Annotated in this window: 15 protein-coding genes and 2 tRNA genes; 10 read left to right on the top strand and 7 right to left on the bottom strand. The window is 67.7% G+C overall.

Translation table 11 applies throughout. From position 1 onward, the window contains the following. Positions 1-135: 135 nt before the first annotated feature. The 4 genes from ABD974_RS14035 (at position 136) to radA (ending at position 3,777) form a co-directional block, all read left to right on the top strand. Positions 136-357 (top strand): hypothetical protein, encoded by a 222-nt coding sequence (locus ABD974_RS14035; protein WP_345303943.1) that lies wholly within the window; start codon positions 136-138, stop codon positions 355-357. A gap of 29 nt (positions 358-386) precedes the next feature. After that, positions 387-1,049 (top strand): lysoplasmalogenase, encoded by a 663-nt coding sequence (locus ABD974_RS14030; RefSeq protein ID WP_345303942.1) that lies wholly within the window; start codon positions 387-389, stop codon positions 1,047-1,049. A 3-nt stretch (positions 1,050-1,052) separates the two neighbouring features. Beyond that, positions 1,053-2,312 carry a sterol desaturase family protein gene (locus tag ABD974_RS14025; RefSeq protein WP_345303941.1) on the top strand — a complete coding sequence of 420 codons (1,260 nt, stop codon included), beginning with the start codon at positions 1,053-1,055 and terminating at the stop codon, positions 2,310-2,312. 70 nt (positions 2,313-2,382) lie between these two features. Further along, positions 2,383-3,777: a DNA repair protein RadA gene (radA, locus tag ABD974_RS14020; RefSeq protein ID WP_345303940.1), complete on the top strand. Its 1,395-nt coding sequence runs from the start codon at positions 2,383-2,385 to the stop codon at positions 3,775-3,777. A gap of 21 nt (positions 3,778-3,798) precedes the next feature. Here the strand turns inward: radA and ABD974_RS14015 are convergent, their stop codons facing one another. The 4 genes from ABD974_RS14015 to ABD974_RS14000 are packed head-to-tail and all read right to left on the bottom strand — an operon-like array spanning position 3,799 to position 8,598. Next, positions 3,799-5,385: a DHA2 family efflux MFS transporter permease subunit gene (locus tag ABD974_RS14015; protein WP_345303939.1), complete on the bottom strand. Its 1,587-nt coding sequence runs from the start codon at positions 5,383-5,385 to the stop codon at positions 3,799-3,801. Between the two features lie 22 nt (positions 5,386-5,407). Next, entirely contained in the window at positions 5,408-6,637 is a 1,230-nt protein-coding gene (locus ABD974_RS14010) for an efflux RND transporter periplasmic adaptor subunit (RefSeq protein ID WP_345303938.1), read from the bottom strand. Beyond that, positions 6,634-8,085, bottom strand: a complete 1,452-nt coding sequence (locus ABD974_RS14005; RefSeq protein WP_345303937.1) for an efflux transporter outer membrane subunit — start codon at positions 8,083-8,085, stop codon at positions 6,634-6,636. The genes ABD974_RS14010 and ABD974_RS14005 overlap by 4 nt, the downstream gene beginning before the upstream one ends. Further along, positions 8,086-8,598 carry a MarR family winged helix-turn-helix transcriptional regulator gene (locus ABD974_RS14000; RefSeq protein ID WP_345303936.1) on the bottom strand — a complete coding sequence of 171 codons (513 nt, stop codon included), beginning with the start codon at positions 8,596-8,598 and terminating at the stop codon, positions 8,086-8,088. A gap of 137 nt (positions 8,599-8,735) precedes the next feature. Between ABD974_RS14000 and ABD974_RS13995 the strand changes: the two genes are divergently transcribed. The 6 genes from ABD974_RS13995 to ABD974_RS13970 all read left to right on the top strand — a co-directional run bounded on the left by ABD974_RS13995 (position 8,736) and on the right by ABD974_RS13970 (position 13,767). Continuing rightward, entirely contained in the window at positions 8,736-9,575 is an 840-nt protein-coding gene (locus tag ABD974_RS13995; RefSeq protein WP_345303935.1) for a DUF1444 family protein, read from the top strand. A 48-nt stretch (positions 9,576-9,623) separates the two neighbouring features. Next, complete coding sequence (gene recX / locus ABD974_RS13990; RefSeq protein ID WP_345303934.1) at positions 9,624-10,145, top strand: recombination regulator RecX; 522 nt, start codon at positions 9,624-9,626, stop codon at positions 10,143-10,145. A gap of 126 nt (positions 10,146-10,271) precedes the next feature. Then, positions 10,272-12,956 carry an alanine--tRNA ligase gene (gene alaS, locus ABD974_RS13985; protein ID WP_345303933.1) on the top strand — a complete coding sequence of 895 codons (2,685 nt, stop codon included), beginning with the start codon at positions 10,272-10,274 and terminating at the stop codon, positions 12,954-12,956. Positions 12,957-13,127: 171 nt separating this feature from the next. After that, positions 13,128-13,331, top strand: a complete 204-nt coding sequence (gene csrA / locus ABD974_RS13980; protein ID WP_345303932.1) for a carbon storage regulator CsrA — start codon at positions 13,128-13,130, stop codon at positions 13,329-13,331. A gap of 37 nt (positions 13,332-13,368) precedes the next feature. Continuing rightward, positions 13,369-13,461, top strand: a tRNA-Ser gene (locus tag ABD974_RS13975). A gap of 229 nt (positions 13,462-13,690) precedes the next feature. Then, a tRNA-Arg gene (locus tag ABD974_RS13970) sits at positions 13,691-13,767 on the top strand. 88 nt (positions 13,768-13,855) lie between these two features. On the opposite strand, the gene ABD974_RS13965 is transcribed toward ABD974_RS13970, so the two are convergent. The 3 genes from ABD974_RS13965 to ABD974_RS13955 form a co-directional block, all read right to left on the bottom strand. Further along, positions 13,856-14,083 carry an MbtH family protein gene (locus ABD974_RS13965; protein WP_345303931.1) on the bottom strand — a complete coding sequence of 76 codons (228 nt, stop codon included), beginning with the start codon at positions 14,081-14,083 and terminating at the stop codon, positions 13,856-13,858. Positions 14,084-14,138: 55 nt separating this feature from the next. Continuing rightward, complete coding sequence (locus tag ABD974_RS13960; RefSeq protein WP_345303930.1) at positions 14,139-15,905, bottom strand: ABC transporter transmembrane domain-containing protein; 1,767 nt, start codon at positions 15,903-15,905, stop codon at positions 14,139-14,141. A 68-nt stretch (positions 15,906-15,973) separates the two neighbouring features. Next, the gene (locus tag ABD974_RS13955; RefSeq protein ID WP_345304001.1) at positions 15,974-16,561 is read right to left on the bottom strand and encodes an IMPACT family protein; all 588 of its coding nucleotides are present in this window, start codon (positions 16,559-16,561) and stop codon (positions 15,974-15,976) included. Between the last annotated feature and the right edge of the window lie 6 nt (positions 16,562-16,567).

The raw sequence follows: 16,567 nt of genomic DNA, 5'->3' as shown, positions 1-16,567 counted from the left end.
GCCTTCCTTCCCGGGCATGCCGTGGTGGCGATGGAATGCCGCATTCGGCCCGGTGATCGCGATGTTTCTCGAAGGGCTTCGGCTTGCGCCGGAAGGCCGGGGCCGATATTGCGCATGCCTCATTCGGACTGTCAAATGAAGAATCGTAAAGTCGACCCCGGCGATGGGTATCTGTTTTTTCGGGCGATCGATGCCGTGATTTTCGGCATCGATCCATGCGCGATGCGTGCATGGATCACACAAATCGTGGTGCGCTGCAGCGCGTCGTCGACCGGCGATGCCGCGGCGGAGACGCATTCGACGACAGGCGCGGGCGGACGCGCCTGCATCGTTCACGAAAGGCGGGGCGTACGCTAACGTATGGGGCCGTATCCGATGCGCCCCTCATGTCGCAACGTGCCTTGACTCTGTCGATCCTCTCGTTCGCCGCCCTAGCCATCGTCGGTGCATGGCTCGGTGGCCCATGGCTGTGGCTGCATTACGTCGGGAAACCGCTGACGACCCTGTCGATTCTGTGGCTGGCGGCATCGTCGTCGGCATCGAGTCCACGCTATCGCCGCGCGGTATTGATCGGCATGGCGCTGTCGCTCGTCGGCGACGTGTTGCTGATGCTGCCGGGCGATTATTTCGTGCCCGGGCTGATCGCCTTCCTGCTGGCGCACATCGGTTACGTCGTCGCGTTCGCGCCGGGTTCGTCGATGAAGGCGAAACTCGGCGCATTCGCGCTGCTCGCGACCGTGGCGGGCGCGAACCTGGCGGGATTGCTGCCGCGGATCGGCGCCGATCTGAAAATCCCCGTGCTCGCGTATGTGGTGGTGCTGGCGTCGATGGCGGCGCTCGCCTTGGCGCGCGCATGGACGCCGGCGTTGGCGGACGCGGCCCCGCGCAGCGTTCGGTATGCGGCTGCGGGCGGCTTGTGCTTCGTGCTCAGTGACAGTCTGCTGGCCTGGGACAAGTTCGGTGGCGGCATTCCGCTGCCGGCGCTGCTGATCCTCGCCAGCTACTGGCTGGCGCAGTGGTGCATCGCGAAATCGGTGGCGGAACGCTGAGCCATGGCGACGGCCGAAACGATCATGATGGTCGCCATCCCAGGGTTTTTCGTGCTGATGGCGGTGGAATTGGCGGCGGCGCGGGTCATGGGTCGGTCGGTCTATCGGCTCAACGACGCGATCAACAGCATCGGCCTGGGCGTGCTGTCGCAGGTGGTGGGCGTGTTCACCAAACTGCTGACCATCGGGATCTACGCGTGGGTGGTCGAACGCGTCGCGCTGTTCGCGCTGCCGGCCGACAACGCGTGGGTGTGGATCGGCGCGCTGCTGTTGTACGACTTCTGCTACTACTGGCTGCATCGCGCGGGGCACGAGGTCGGCATTCTCTGGGCCGCGCACGTGGTGCACCACCAGAGCGAGCGCTACAACCTCAGCACCGCGCTGCGCCAGACCGGCAGCGGCGCGCTGTTCGGCTGGGTGTTCTATCTGCCGCTGGCGGTGCTGGGCGTGCCGGTGGAAGTGTTCGCGGTGGTGGCGGTGATCGATCTGATCTACCAGTACTGGATCCACACCGAACTGGTCCCGAAACTCGGCTGGTTCGATCGCGTGTTCGCTTCGCCTTCGAATCATCGCGTGCATCACGCGGTGAACGACCGCTATCTGGATCGGAACTACGGCGGCATCCTCATCCTGTGGGATCGTCTGTTCGGCACCTTCGCGGAGGAGCGCGACGATGCGCCGCCTGTGTACGGCACCCGCGCGCCGCTGCGCAGTTGGAATCCGCTGTGGGCGAACCTGGAGGTGTACTGGGCGCTGGCGAAGGATGCGTGGCGCGCGCGTCGCTGGCGCGACAAGCTTCAGATCTGGTTCGCGCCGCCGGGCTGGCGGCCTGCGGACCTGGTCGAACGTTTCCCGAAGGACGGATTCGACATCGCGCGGGTCGAGTACGATCCGCCGCTGTCGCGGCCGATGCGCGCCTACGCGCTGCTGCATTTCCTGTTGCTGCTCGCGCTGGGCGTGCAGTTCCTGACCGTGGCGCCTTCGTTGGGCGGTCCGGCGAAGGCGCTGTTCGCGGTCTTCGTGGCGACCGGGTTGGTTTCGCTGGGTGCGCTGTTGGAGGGGCGGACGTGGGGGTTCGCGATCGAACTGCTGCGGCTGCTGTGGCTCGCGTGCTGGCCCGGCCTGACCGCGCACTGGCCCGGGCACTTGTCGACGGCGATGGCGCTGCGAGTACCGTTCGCGTCGATCGCCGCACTCAGCCTGCCAGCGTTGGCATGGGCGTGGTGGGGAACATCGGCATTGCGGGCCCGCGCGGCGCGCTGATGTCGGCCGCGTCTCGCCGGATGCGACCTGCGGCGGCTACAGTACGGCCTTCGATCGCCCGGATGTTTCGATGAGCAAACCCACCGCCAGCAAGACCCGCACCGCCTTCGTCTGCGGCGAGTGCGGCGCCGAACACGGCAAGTGGCAGGGGCAGTGCGGGGAATGCGGCGCCTGGAACACGCTCACCCAGATCGTGCTGGAATCCGCGGCCGCCGCCGCATCGCCGGCCGCGCGACGCAGCAGTTGGGCGGGCAAGGTCGACCCGCCGAAAGTCACCGCACTGAAGGATGTGCTGCATCGCGAGGATGCGCGCACCAGCACCGGCATCGGCGAGTTCGATCGCGTGCTCGGCGGCGGGCTGGTCGAAGGCGCGGTGATCCTGATCGGCGGCGACCCCGGCATCGGCAAATCCACCCTGCTGTTGCAGGCGCTGGCGAGCATGGCCGGGCGTCTGCCCGCGCTGTACGTCACCGGCGAAGAATCGCTGGCGCAGGTTGCGGGTCGCGCTTCGCGGCTCGGATTGCCGCTCGATGGATTGAGCGCACTCGCCGAAACCGGTGTCGAGCGGATCCTCGAACAGGCCTCGCAGATGCAGCCGAAGCTGCTGGTCGCCGATTCGGTGCAGACGCTGTGGACCGAATCGCTGACCGCCGCGCCGGGTTCGGTCAGCCAGGTGCGCGAGAGCGCCGCGCGGCTGGTGCGCTATGCCAAGGAAACCGGCACCGCGATCTTCCTGGTCGGCCACGTCACCAAGGAAGGCGGCATCGCCGGCCCGCGCGTGCTCGAACACATGGTCGACGCCGTGCTCTATTTCGAAGGCGACAGCGGCAGTCGTTTCCGGGTGCTGCGCGCGTTCAAGAACCGCTTCGGCGCCGTCAACGAACTGGGCGTGTTCGCGATGGGCGACAAGGGCCTGCGCGAAGTGCCGAATCCCTCGGCGATCTTCCTGTCCGGCAGCGGCCGGCAGCCGGGCAGCTGCGTGATGGTGACCCGCGAGGGCACGCGCCCGCTGATGGTGGAAGTGCAGGCGCTGGTCGACGCGTCGCCGCTGTCGAACCCGCGCCGCGTCGCCGTGGGCCTCGAACAGAACCGGCTCGCGATGCTGCTGGCGGTGCTGCATCGTCACGGCGGAATCATGGTCGGCGACCAGGACGTGTTCGTGAACGTGGTCGGCGGTATCCGCGTGCAGGAAACCGCCGCCGATCTGCCGGTGCTGTTGGCCGTGCTGTCGTCGCTGCGCGACCGGCCGCTGGCGGACAAGACGATCGCGTTCGGCGAAGTGGGGTTGTCCGGCGAGATCCGTCCGGTGCCCAACGGCGAGGAACGGCTGAAGGAAGCCGCGACCCACGGCTTCAAGCGCGCCATCGTGCCGAAGGCGAACGCGCCCAAAGCCGGCACCTACAAGGGTATGGACGTCATCGCGGTGGAGCGCCTCGCCGATGCGCTGGAAGCCGCCGCCGAGTGAGGCGCCGGGCTTCGGATCCGATCAATGCCCGCCGGCGGCGGGTCCGGCCTTGGCAGCGAAGGGCGGCTTCGCGATCCACACGAACGCGATCACCACCAGGAAGATGATCCCGAGCATGTGGAAGATCTCGTTGAACCCGATCTGCGCTGCCTGATTCGTGATCATCCGTTCGAGCGTGGCGGCGCCGGTCTGGAGATCGCCGCCACCGATGCGTGTCACCGCATCCACGGCCGCAGGGTCATATGCCGACACTTTTTCGGTCAGATGTGCGTGGTGCACCGCACCGCGCTCGCTCCAGGCATAGGTGGTGATCGATGCGGCGAAACTGCCGCCGAGGGTGCGCATGAAGGTGGCGAGGCCGGAGCCCGCGGCGATCTCGTGCGGCTCCAGGTCCGACAGCAGGATGCTCAGCACGGGCATGAAGAACAGCGCGACGCCCAGGCCCTGCAGCAGTTGGATCGTCGCGATGGACTGGAAGTCCACGTCGAGGTTGAAGTACGAACGCGCGAAGCTGGTCATCGCCATCGCCACGAATGCGAGACTGGCGAGCAGCCGCAGATCGAACCGATGCGCATATTTGCCCACGAACGGCGTGAGCAGCACCGGCAGGATGCCGATCGGCGCGGTGGCGAAACCCGCCCAGATCGCGGTGTAGCCCAGATTGCGCTGCAGCCACAGCGGCACCAGGATGCCGACGCTGAAGAACGCCGCGTAGGCGATCACCATGGCCGCAGTGCCGGCGCTGAAATTGCGGTGCCGGAACAGGCGCAGATTGACGATCGGATCCTTGTCGGTGAGTTCCCAGATCACGAATACGGTCAGCGCGATCGCCGCGATGATCGCCAGGACGACGATCGTGGTCGAATGGAACCAGTCCTCGTCGTTGCCCAGATCGAGCAGGATCTGCAGCGCGCCCACCCCCAGCACCAGGGTGGCGAGGCCGATGTAATCCATTCTCGGCATTTCCAGACGTTCCGGACGGCCCTTGAGCTGGCGACCGACGACGACGCTGGCGAAGATGCCGATCGGCACGTTGATGAAGAAGATCCATTCCCAGCTGTAGTTGTCGGTGATCCAGCCGCCGAGGATCGGCCCGGCGATGGGGGCGACCACGGTGACCATCGCCAGCAGCGCGATCGCCTGTCCGCGTTTGGCGGGCGGATAGATCGACAACAGCAGCGCCTGGGTTACCGGATACATCGGCCCGGCGACGAAACCCTGCAGCGCGCGCGCCGCCACAAGAAGGCCCATGCTGTTCGCGATGCCGCACAGGAACGACGCGAACACGAAGGCCAGCGTCGACCACATGAACAGCTTGCGTTCGCCGAACCGGCGCGCGAGCCAGCCGGTGAGCGGCAGTGCGATGGCATTGCTCACCGCGAACGAGGTGATCACCCACGTCGCCTGATTGGCGCTGCCGCCGAGGTTGCCGGAGATGGTCGGCAGCGACACGTTGGCGATAGTGGTATCCAGTACCTGCATGAACGACGCCAGCGCGAGGCCGACGGTGGTCAGCGCCAGATTGGGCGGCCGGAAGCCGGCGGCAGCCGGGGCCGGCTGCGCTGCCGGCGCGTCGGGCGCCGCGTCGCTGGAGGACAGGGTGCTCATGGGGGAATTCCGTCTGCCGCGATCAGCCGCGGCCGCGCGGGCGGTTTTCGCGGATCACGCGTTCGATCAGCGCGTCGGCGTCGTCCAGCTGTTCGGCGTACGCGGCGGTGCTGAGGACCGGCTTCGTCGGCGAGGTGGTCGGCAGCATGCGGCCGTCCTGCTCGCGCAGCGACACGTCGACCGACATGCTCATGCCGAGGCGCAGCGGGTGATCGATGACCTGTTGCCGATCGAGTTCGATCCGCACCGGCACGCGCTGCACGATCTTGATCCAGTTGCCGCTGGCGTTCTGCGCCGGCAGCAATGCGAACGCACTGCCGGTGCCGAGGCCGATGCTGGCGAGTTTGCCGCGGTAGCGCACGTCGTCGCCGTACAGATCGGAGGTGAGTTCCACCGGCTGGCCGAAGCGCATCCTCGCGAGCTGGGTTTCCTTGAAATTCGCATCCACCCACACCTGTTCCAGCGGGACCACGGTCATCAGCGTGGTCCCGGGCTGCACACGTTGGCCCAACTGCACGCTGCGCCTGGCGACGTAGCCGGAAATCGGCGAGACGATCGCGCCGCGCTGGAGGTTGAGATACGCCTGACGCAATTGCGCGGCCGCAGCCTGTACCTGAGGCTGCCGTGCGAGCGTGGTGTCGTCGACCAGTGCGCGGCTGCGCGAGAGCTGACCGCGCGTGGCGCCGAGGCTGGCTTCCGCGGCGTCGAGCTGGGCGCGCGCGTGGGCGAGCTCTTCCGCCGACACCGCGCCGCTGGCGACCAGCCCGGTACGACGCGCGACGTCGGCGCGCGCCTGGCGCACCGCGACTTCGCGCGCGGCGAGATCGGCCTGCCCGGCATCGACCGCGTTGAACAACCCGCGTACCTGGCGCACGGTGGACGCGAGGTTCGCCTCGGCCTGTTGGTAGGCGACCTTGGCGTCGTTCGGGTCGAGCTGCACGAGCACCTGGCCGGCAATCACCTTCATGCCGTCGTCGGCGCCGATGCTGACCACCGTGCCCGCGGTCTGCGGACTGATCGTGACGATATTGCCCTGCACGTAGGCATCATCGGTGTCTTCGTGCCAGCGGCCGACCATGAGGTGATAGGCGAGGAAGGTGCTGCCGGCGAGGACGACGATCGCGGCCAGCGCCAGCAGGGCGCGACGGCGCTTGCCGTTCTTCGGCGCGGGCGGTGTCGGCGCGACTGCCGCCGGCGCTGGCGCCGGAGTGGAAGCGGGGCTGGACGTCGGATCGGAATGTTCGGTTGTCATGGCGCGACCATGGAGAAAGCGGCAGGAGAGGAGGGCGTGACACCGCCGCCGAGCGCGACGGCGAGATCGACGGCGACATTGCGTCGCTGCGCGCGCAGCCCGGCGAGCTGGGTATCGAGTTGCAGCAGCGGACGCTGGGCGCCCAGCACATCGAGCTGGGTGCCGAGGCCCGCGCGATAGCGATCGTCGGCCAGCGCCAGCGCCTTGCGGGTGGCGTCGCGCGCCCGCGTCGCCGATGCGATCTGCGCATCGAGCATGCGCGCGGCCTGCAGCGCATCCGCGACTTCGCGCACTGCACCGACCACGCTCTGGTCGTACTGCGCGACCGCGAGGTCGTAATCGGCATCGCTCGACGCGAGCTGCTGGCGCAGGCGTTCGCCGCGGAAGAACGGCAGCGAGATCGCCGGACCCGCGGTGGCGAGCAGTGCATCGCGAGTGAACAGATCCGACAGATTGCCGGAGGCGATACCGACCATCGCGGTCAGATTGACGCTGGGATAGAACTCGGCCTTCGCCGCGTCGATGCCGCGCGACGCGGCTTCCACGCGCCAGCGTGCCGCGACCACGTCGGGACGGTGACCAAGCAGTTCGCTCGGCAGCGCGGACGGCAGCGCGGGTGCGTCGGTGGCGAGCAGTTGCGGTGCATCCAGGGTCAGTCCACGGTCCGGTCCCTTGCCGAGCAACGCCGACAGCGCGTTGCGCAATGCGTCGATCTGTTGCTGCGCAGCCTGGCTCTGCTGGCCGGCCGACGCCAGCGCGCTTTCCGCCTGACGGACCTGCAGGTCGTTGTCGAGCCCGGCACGGACGCGCTGACGCGCGAGGCCCAGCAGGCGTTCGGCGCGGGTGGATTCTTCGCGTGCGATGGTCTTCGCTTCGTGCGCCTGCGCCAGGGCGACGTAGGTGTGGACGATGTTCGCCGCCAGCGTCAGCCGCGCCTGCTGCGCGTCGACCTCGGCGGCGTGCAGCGTGCCCAGCGCGGATTCCCAATGCGCACGCTTGCCGCCCCAGAGGTCGGGTGCGTACTGGACGTCGAGGGTCGCGAGCGTCACGCCGTTGTATTCGCCACCGATCGGCGACGGCAGCAGGCTTTCGGGCAGATAGGCGCCGGAGTAGCGGGCCGAAGCGCCGAGGGCCGGTTTCCGCGCCTCATCGGCGAGACCGGCGAGCGCGCGCGCCTTGCGCGCGCGTGCGTCGGCGGCGTCGAGCGTGGGAGTCCCGGCCAGGGCTTCGGCGATCAGCGCATCGAGCTGCGGATCGCCCCAGTGCGTCCACCAGTCCTGCCGCGGCCACGCGGCCGGCGACAGCGTGCCGGCGAAACTTTGCGCGGTGGCCAGCGTGTCGGGGTCGCGCGGCGTCGAGGCCGGCGCCAGGCCGTGGGTGCTGGCGCAGCCCGAGGCGAGCGCAGCGGTGAGTACGGCGGTGAGCCATGGCATCGTGAACCGGCGCATTCAAACGTCCTCGCGGTTGAGGTTGTCGCGCACCTGCGCGAGCTGGCGCAGCAGCCGCTGCTGTTCTTCGTCCGACATGCCTTCGAGCGCGCACGCGCGGACCCGCAGCCCGCAGCGGTGGATGTCGGCCCATATCAGCCGGCCGGCCTCCGTGAGGGTCACGCGCAGCGCCCGGCGGTCCTCGGGATCCGCGATCCGCTGGGTGAAGCCTTTTTCCTCCAGCCGATCCAGCAAGCGGGTGATGGCGCCCGGGTTGAGCTCGGTGGCGCGCGCCAGTTCCGTGGCGCTGGCTTCGCCTTCGGACAGCCGCTTCAGCGCGATGTACTGGCTGAAGGTCAATTCGTGGCCGGCGAGCGACAGTTCATGCGCCATCCGCGCCCACATCGCATCGCGGACCTGCTTGAACAGCAGGCCCAGTTGCGAGCCCGATCTGCTCGGGTCCTGTCCAAGGCTGTCTGCGGCGTCTTTGGGAGGCTTGGTGGCATCGTTCATGACGTGCATTTTATTCTTCATGCAATAGTTGTCAATGCAAATATACCCAGCGCAAGTTGTGCTTCAGTCACATTTCTGGACATGGGCGCCGAACGGCGCGCCAGCGAAGGCGCGGAAAGCTCGTTTATGCTCAGCGATGGCCACTCGGGATCGCTCCGATGCAACGATTCTTCTCCGCCCTGCGTGCGCTGTTCGGCGGCGCGCGACCCGTGCCGGCCATGACCCGCGCCGAATTCACCGATGAAGTCGCCCGCCGCGTGCGCGTGGCGGTGCCGGAGATCGAGGTGAAAGTCGTCGGCGAGTTGGAACTGGCGATCGACATGACCGATGAAGGCGGCAACCGGGCGTTCCTGCACAACGCGTACCAGATGTACCAGGGCGAGTCCCCGAAGCGCCGCGACGATCTGATCGATCGGTTCGTGGCCTCGTTCGCCGAGGCGGCGAAAGGTCTGGAGCGCAGTCCCGAGGCGATCATCCCGGTCGTCAAGGATCGTGCCTGGCTGGTCGAGATCGAAACTTCGATGCGGCAGATGGGCGGGGAAGGGCAGGACAAGGTCTACGAGCACCTCAACGACGATCTGGTCGTGGTGTACGCCATCGACACGCCCAGCAACATCGCGTATCTCAGCCCGGAGGAGTTGGCGCGCCTCGGCGTGGAGCGCGACGCGCTGCGCGCGCTCGCCGTGCGCAATCTGCGCGGACTGCTGCCCGGGATCGAAGTGCAGCGCGGCGAGAAGTTGAACATGATCACCGCCGACGGCAATTACGAAGCCTCGCTGCTGCTGTTCTCCGACCTCTGGGAGCGCGAGCGCGAAAAACTGCGCGGCGACCCGGTCGCCGCGGTGCCGGCGCGCGACCTGCTGCTGTTCGCCGACGCCGCCGATGCCGACGCCGTGGCCCAGTTGCGTCAACTCGCGACGAAGATGCGCGAGGAGGCCGCCTATTCGCTGACCGACCGGTTGTTCGTGCTGCGCGATGGGCAGTGGCTGCCGTTCTGAGCTGCCCGCGTCCGTGCCCGTGAGCGCCGGCTGACCTACACTCGCCGCATGCACGAGATCGAACCGCCCCCTGCAGACGATGCCGATGCCGCCGCACCGGCCGCGCCCGGCAAGCGCCGTCGCCCGGAACTCACCCCGCAGCAGCGCGCCCTCGGCCTGCTGGTCCGCCGCGAACATTCGCGCAAGGAACTGGCGCGCAAACTGACCAGCCGCGGCGTGCAGACCGAGGACGCGCAGGCGGCGGTGGACCGGATGACCGCCGAGGGCTGGCAGGACGATGCCCGCTTCGCCGAGCAACTGGTCCGCAGCCGGGCGAACAACGGCTATGGCCCGCTCCGCATCCGCGCCGAGCTGGGCACGCACGGGCTGGACCGGGAGGCGGTCGCCGCGGCGATGGACAGCTACGACGGCGACTGGGGAGAGAATGCCCGGGATCTGGTGCGCCGGCGGTTTCCGGGCGGCGCCGACGACCCGGCGCTGCGGCGCAAGGCCGCCGATTTCCTGATCCGCCGCGGCTTTTCCGGCGACCAGGTCCGCGCCGCGGCCCGCTTCGATCCGGACGAGGACTGAGCCGCGCTGCGCCCGACGGGCCGACGCCTGCTAACCTAGGCGGTCTTGGGTTGTTCGCTCGATTCCGCGCCGGCACGCTGCCGGTCCGCGGCATTGGCGCCGCGCCCGTCTTCCGTCGTCGAAGCCATGACTATCATTGCGAAAACCACTGCGCAAAGCACCGCGAAAACCACTGCCGAAATCCGCAGCGATTTCCTCGAATTCTTCCGCTCGAAGGGCCACACCGTGGTGCCTTCGAGCCCCCTGGTACCGGGCAACGACCCGACCCTGCTGTTCACCAACGCCGGCATGGTCCAGTTCAAGGACGTGTTCCTCGGCGCCGAGAAGCGCAGCTACACCCGCGCCGTCTCCAGCCAGCGCTGCGTGCGCGCCGGCGGCAAGCACAACGATCTGGACCAGGTCGGTTACACCGCGCGCCACCACACCTTCTTCGAAATGCTGGGCAATTTCAGCTTCGGCGACTACTTCAAGCGCGACGCGATCGCCTATGCCTGGGAGCTGCTGACCGGCGTGTGGGGCCTGCCGAAAGAAAAGCTGCTGGTCACGATCTACCACACCGACGACGAAGCCTTCGGCATCTGGCACGAGGAGATCGGCCTGCCCGCGGACCGCATCATTCGCATCGGCGACAACAAGGGTGCGCCGTACGCCTCCGACAATTTCTGGCAGATGGCCGACACCGGCCCCTGCGGCCCGTGCACGGAGATCTTCTACGACCACGGCGAACACATCGCCGGTGGCCCGCCGGGCAGCCCGGACGAGGACGGCGACCGCTACATCGAGATCTGGAACAACGTGTTCATGCAGTTCGACCGCCAGCCCGACGGCAGCCTGCTGCCGCTGCCGGCGCCCTGCGTCGACACCGGCATGGGTCTGGAACGCATCGCGGCGGTGCTGCAGCACGTGCACAGCAACTACGAGATCGACCTGTTCCAGCATCTGATCAGGGCCGCGGCCACGATCACGGATACCGCCGATCTCGAACACAAATCGCTGCGCGTGATCGCCGACCACACCCGCGCCTGCAGCTTCCTGATCGTCGATGGCGTGTTGCCGTCGAACGAAGGTCGCGGCTATGTGCTGCGCCGGATCGTGCGCCGCGCCATCCGTCATCTCTGGAAGCTCGGCGCGCTGAGCGCCGAAGGCAATTTCTGGCGCATGGTGCAGCCGCTGATCGACGTGATGGGCGGCGCGTATCCGGAGCTGATCGAGAAGCGCGAGCTGATCGAACGCGCGTTGAAGGCCGAGGAGGCTGCGTTTTCGCAGACGCTCGATGCCGGGATGGTTCGCCTCGACGGCTATCTTGTGCAGAACAACGGCCTGATCGATGGCGAACAGCTGTTTCAGTTGCACGACACCTATGGCTGTCCGCCGGATCTGATCGCCGACATCCTGCGCGAGAAGGGGATGGACCTGCCGCCGGGGGCGATGGCCGACTACGAGCGATGGATGGAAGAGCAGCGCGAGCGCGCGCGTGCGGCCGGCAAGTTCGGTGGCGGCGTGACGTTGCCGGCGGAGCTCATCGCCCAGCTGCAGCCGACCGGATTCCTGGGTTACGACCGTCTCGAGGACGGCGGCCTGGAAGTCGTCGCGATTCTCCGCGACGGCAAGCCCGTCGATGCGATCGCGGCCGGCGACGAGGCCATCGTCCTGCTCGACCGCACCCCGTTCTACGCCGAATCGGGCGGTCAGGTCGGCGACACCGGCCAGCTGGCTGAAAAAGGCGCGCTGTTCGAGGTCGTCGACACCCAGAAGCTGGCCGGCCAGTTCTACGGCCACGTCGGCAGGCTCACCGCCGGATCGCTGGCGCGGGGCGATCGCGTGCTTGGCCAGGTCGATCACGACCGCCGCGGCGCCACCGTGCTCAACCACAGCGCCACCCACCTCCTGCACGCGGCCCTGCGCGGCGTGCTCGGCACCCACGTCACCCAGAAGGGCTCGCTGGTCGCGCCGGATCGCCTGCGTTTCGATTTCGCGCATTTCCAGGCCGTGACCGCGGACGAGCTGGCCGAGATCGAGCGCCGCGTCAACGCCGAAATCCGCGCCAACAGCCCGGCCGAGGTCCACCAGATGGGCATGCAGGAAGCGCTGGATTTCGGCGCGATGGCGCTGTTCGGCGAGAAATACGGCGAGCGCGTGCGCGTGCTGCGCATGGGCGAGACCTCCACCGAACTCTGCGGCGGCACCCATGTCGGCCGCACCGGCGACATCGGCCTGTTCAAGATCGTGTCCGAAGGCGGCATCCAGGCCGGCGTACGCCGGATCGAAGCGGTGACCGGGCAGGGCGCCTTGGACCACATCGCCACCGAGGAACGGCGTCTGGCCGAAGCTGCGGCTCTGCTCGGCGGGAACCCGGCCGACCTTGCCGACAAACTCCGCACACTGCTCGATCGCCAGAAGAAGCTGGAGCGCGAGCTCGAAGGGCTCAAGGCCAAGGCCGCGGGCGCGGCGGCGGTCGATCTGGCGGCTACCGCGGCCGATGTCGGCGGTATCCGCGTGCTGGCGGCGCGGGTCGAAGGCATGGACGCCAAGGCCCTGCGGGATACCGTTGATCGGCTCAAGGCCGAACTCCGTGACGCGGTCGTACTGCTGGCGGGGGCCGCGGATGGTAAAGTGGCGCTCATTGCGGGCGTGAGCGGCGCAGCCCTGGGGCCGATCAAGGCAGGGGAACTGATGGCGCACGTGGCCGGACAGATCGGTGGCAAGGGCGGTGGCCGGACCGATATGGCCCAGGGGGGCGGCGAAGATGGCCCCCGGCTGCGCATCGCTCTGGACGGCATTCAGGATTGGGTCAAAGACAGGATGGGGTAACCGGCGGGTGCGCGATCTGAAGGCATGACTTCAGACGCTTCCCGACAGCGTGCCACTCCGGTTATCCTTATTCATTGCGTTCGCGACATACGATCCATCCCCGCAAGAAATACGAGTCGCGGAACAACGACATGGTGCCGACGAGGGGAAGTCGGCCAACGGAGACATGCAATGCTTATTCTGACTCGCCGGGTTGGCGAAACTCTGATGATTGGTGACACCGTCACCGTCACCGTGCTCGGAGTGAAAGGCAACCAGGTGCGTATCGGCATCACGGCCCCGAAAGACGTGGCCGTGCACCGCGAAGAGATTTACCAACGCATCCAGCGTGGCGAAGGCCACAGCCCGAATTCGGGTTTGCCGCAGGGCGACTGACCGCGTTATCCTTTCAAGCGCGCATCGTCGCGCCGACGGAGAGTTGCCCGAGAGGCCGAAGGGGCTCCCCTGCTAAGGGAGTATGGGGTCAAAAGCTCCATCGAGGGTTCGAATCCCTCACTCTCCGCCATTTGTTGTACCGACGAAGTTTGAATGCGTGATTCCCGGTCCGCCGCAGTGCGGCGACCGTTCCGGTCTCGCGCATCACTCCCCGTCATGTGTTGTATCCGAAGCGGCATCGTCGATGTTTCGAATCAACGGTCTGCGATCTCTCGTATCGCATCCGGCAAATGAATCGAATCGATCAATGAGGATTGACCAATCGATTCCGGATTGGCACAATTTCGCCTCTTCACCACGCGCCCGTAGCTCAGTTGGATAGAGCACCAGGCTACGAACTTGGGGGTCGGAGGTTCGAATCCTTCCGGGCGCGCCATCTTCAAGCGAAAAGCCGACGAGAAATCGTCGGCTTTTCGTTTTGCGCCTGAAAACAGGCTAAACCCACGAATCGGCGCTTGGCGGTATCAGCCCTCGTCGCGGGCTTTTCGCTCCGCGTCCATGCGCTCGCGCAGCGAGCGTGGCCGCATGTCGGTCCAGATCTCCTCGATGTGCGCGAGACAGGCCGCCTTGTCGCCGCGGAAGCCCTCGGCCTGCCAGCCCAGCGGCAATTCGCGCTCCGCCGGCCAGATCGAATACTGCTCTTCGTGGTTGACCACGACCGCATAGATCGTGGTGTCTTCGCCGTTCGTCATCGCGCGCTCCCTGGCCGCGTATTGCGTGTCGAGGGGATCATACGCCCGGCGACTGTCAGTCGAGGAACTGCAGCCGCGCCAGCTCGGCGTACAACCCGTCCTGGGCGAGCAGCGCTTCATGCGTGCCTTCGGCCACGATACGGCCCTTGTCCATCACCACGATGCGATCGGCCTTGAGCACGGTGGCGAGACGGTGCGCGATGACCAGGGTGGTCCGTCCGCGCATCAGGTTTTCCAGCGCGTGCTGGACCGCGCGTTCGCTCTGCGCGTCGAGCGCGGAAGTGGCCTCGTCCAGCAACAGCAACGGCGCGTCCTTCAGCAGCGCGCGCGCGATCGCGATCCGCTGCTGCTGGCCGCCGGAAAGCCGCACGCCGCGCTCTCCGAGTTCTTCTTCGTATCCTTTCGGCAGCGCGCTCAGGAATTCGTGGGCCTCGGCCGATCGCGCCGCCGCCTCGACTTCGGTATCGCTGGCTTCCAGGCGGCCGTAACGGATGTTCTCGCGCGCGCTGGCGGCGAACAGCGTCGGCTGCTGCGGCACCAGCGCGATGCGCTCGCGCAGTGCGGTCGGATCGCAGTCGCGCACATCGACGCCGTCGATGGCGATCCGGCCCTGCTGCGGGTCGTGGAAACGCAGCAGCAGCGACAGCACGGTGCTCTTGCCGGCGCCGGAAGGCCCGACCAGGGCCACGGTCTCGCCCGGCCGGATGTGGAGATTGAAATCCTCCAGCGCGGGCGCATCGGGGCGCATCGGGTAGTGGAAATCCACGTGTTCCAGCGCGATTTCGCCGCGCAGCGGTTCCGGCAGCGACTTCGGCTGTGCGGGCGCGACGATGCCGGGGGATTCCTGCAGCAGCTCGCCGATCCGGCTCATACCGCCGGCCGCGCGCTGCACTTCGTTCCAGACTTCGGCCAGCGCCGCCACCGAGCCGCCGGCGAACACCGCATACAGCACGAACTGGATCAGCGTGCCCGCGGTCATCCGCCCGGACAGCACGTCGTGCGCGCCGGACCACAGCACCCAGGTGATCGCGCCGAAGAACAGCACGATCATCGCGGCGGTCATGATCGCCTGCCAGCCGATCCGCGTGCGTGCGGTGCGCACCGCGATCTCGACCGCGGCGTCGAAGCGACCGCGTTCGTAGTTTTCGCGCGCGTGCGCCTGTACCGTGCGCACCGCGCCCAGGGTTTCGGAGGCCAGCGCGTTGGCGTCGGCGACGCGATCCTGGCTGTTGCGCGAGATCTTCTGCAGCCTGCGCGCGGCGATCACCATCGGCAGCACCGCCATCGGGATGCCCACCAGCGCCCAGGCCGCCAAGCGCGGACTGGTGACGAACAACATGATCAGCGCGCCGATCACGGTGATCGAACTGCGCAGCGCCACCGACATCGCGCTGCCGACCACGCCGCGGATGAGTTCGACGTCGGCGGTGAGCCGCGAGACCAGCTCGCCGCTGCGGTTGCGCTCGTGGAAGCCGCTATCGAGGCCGATCAGGTGCGCATAGAGTTTTCCGCGCAGGTCGGCGACGACCCGTTCGCCCAGCAGCGAGATGAAGAAGAAACGCGCCGCCGTGCCCAGCGCCAGCACCAGCGCCACCGAGAACATCAACAGGAAGGCGCGATCGATGTCGCTGCCGCTGCTGCGCTTGAAGCCCTCGTCGATCATGGTCTTGATCGCGAGCGGCATGCTCAGCGAGGCGGCCGACGATACGACCAGCGCCAGCAGCCACGACACGAACAGCGTGGAATGCCGGCGCACGAACGGCCACAGCGCGCGCAGGCTGCCGAGGGGGGCTTTGGAGGGTTTCGGATCGGGGGTGCTCATGCTGCGACCGGTGAGGAGAGGGTGTGCCCGGGACGATGTCGCCCATGGCGCGCCCGGGAAGGTCGCGTTCAGCCGGGCGTGGTGAACCGCACCCGATCACGGGTGGCGTCGCGCAGGCGGGTTTTCAAGTCGTCGGCCCGATCCGCGGGCAGGCGCACCCGCAGGATCGCGCCTTCGGCTTCGAAGCGTTCTTCGAGCTTCTCCGCGCCACCCGCGTTCAGAGCCGCATGCAATGTGCCGAGATCGGGAAACGCACAGGCGACCTCGAATTCCGCGAACGCGATCAGCGGCCGCTTCTCCGCCCGGCGCAGGCATTCGGCCGCGGCGCCGCCGTAGGCGCGCACCAGGCCGCCGGCGCCGAGTTTGATGCCGCCGAACCAGCGGGTGACCACCACCAGCACCCGGTCGCAGCCTTGGCCGTCGATGGCGGCGAGGATCGGACGCCCGGCGGTGCCTGCGGGCTCGCCGTCGTCGCTGGATCGGTACAGCGTGCCGATCCGCCAGGCCCAGCAGTTGTGGGTCGCCGTAGCGTCGCTCAGCGGTGCGAGCGCGGCCTGGGCGGCTTCTGCGGAATCCACCGGCACCGCGTTTGCGAGGAACCGGCTGTGTTTGACGTCGAGCAAGTGCGTGGCCGGGGCGGCCAGCGTGCTCGCCACCGGCGC

The sequence above is a fragment of the Lysobacter hankyongensis genome (genome assembly GCF_039543145.1).
In the GTDB taxonomy this organism is placed as follows: domain Bacteria; phylum Pseudomonadota; class Gammaproteobacteria; order Xanthomonadales; family Xanthomonadaceae; genus Lysobacter_I; species Lysobacter_I hankyongensis.
Note: the sequence above shows the minus strand (reverse complement) of the source record. Positions and strands in the feature narration are given on the sequence as shown.

Coding starts and splice junctions, on each gene's coding strand:
- ABD974_RS14010 (WP_345303938.1), bottom strand. CDS start 6,637: ATGACAACCGAACATTCCGATCCGACGTCCAGCCCCGCTTCCACTCCG.
- ABD974_RS14015 (WP_345303939.1), bottom strand. CDS start 5,385: ATGAGCACCCTGTCCTCCAGCGACGCGGCGCCCGACGCGCCGGCAGCG.
- ABD974_RS13995 (WP_345303935.1), top strand. CDS start 8,736: ATGCAACGATTCTTCTCCGCCCTGCGTGCGCTGTTCGGCGGCGCGCGA.
- ABD974_RS14025 (WP_345303941.1), top strand. CDS start 1,053: ATGGCGACGGCCGAAACGATCATGATGGTCGCCATCCCAGGGTTTTTC.
- recX (WP_345303934.1), top strand. CDS start 9,624: ATGCACGAGATCGAACCGCCCCCTGCAGACGATGCCGATGCCGCCGCA.
- radA (WP_345303940.1), top strand. CDS start 2,383: ATGAGCAAACCCACCGCCAGCAAGACCCGCACCGCCTTCGTCTGCGGC.
- ABD974_RS14030 (WP_345303942.1), top strand. CDS start 387: ATGTCGCAACGTGCCTTGACTCTGTCGATCCTCTCGTTCGCCGCCCTA.
- csrA (WP_345303932.1), top strand. CDS start 13,128: ATGCTTATTCTGACTCGCCGGGTTGGCGAAACTCTGATGATTGGTGAC.
- ABD974_RS14035 (WP_345303943.1), top strand. CDS start 136: ATGAAGAATCGTAAAGTCGACCCCGGCGATGGGTATCTGTTTTTTCGG.
- ABD974_RS14005 (WP_345303937.1), bottom strand. CDS start 8,085: ATGCGCCGGTTCACGATGCCATGGCTCACCGCCGTACTCACCGCTGCG.
- ABD974_RS13965 (WP_345303931.1), bottom strand. CDS start 14,083: ATGACGAACGGCGAAGACACCACGATCTATGCGGTCGTGGTCAACCAC.
- ABD974_RS14000 (WP_345303936.1), bottom strand. CDS start 8,598: ATGAAGAATAAAATGCACGTCATGAACGATGCCACCAAGCCTCCCAAA.
- alaS (WP_345303933.1), top strand. CDS start 10,272: ATGACTATCATTGCGAAAACCACTGCGCAAAGCACCGCGAAAACCACT.
- ABD974_RS13960 (WP_345303930.1), bottom strand. CDS start 15,905: ATGAGCACCCCCGATCCGAAACCCTCCAAAGCCCCCCTCGGCAGCCTG.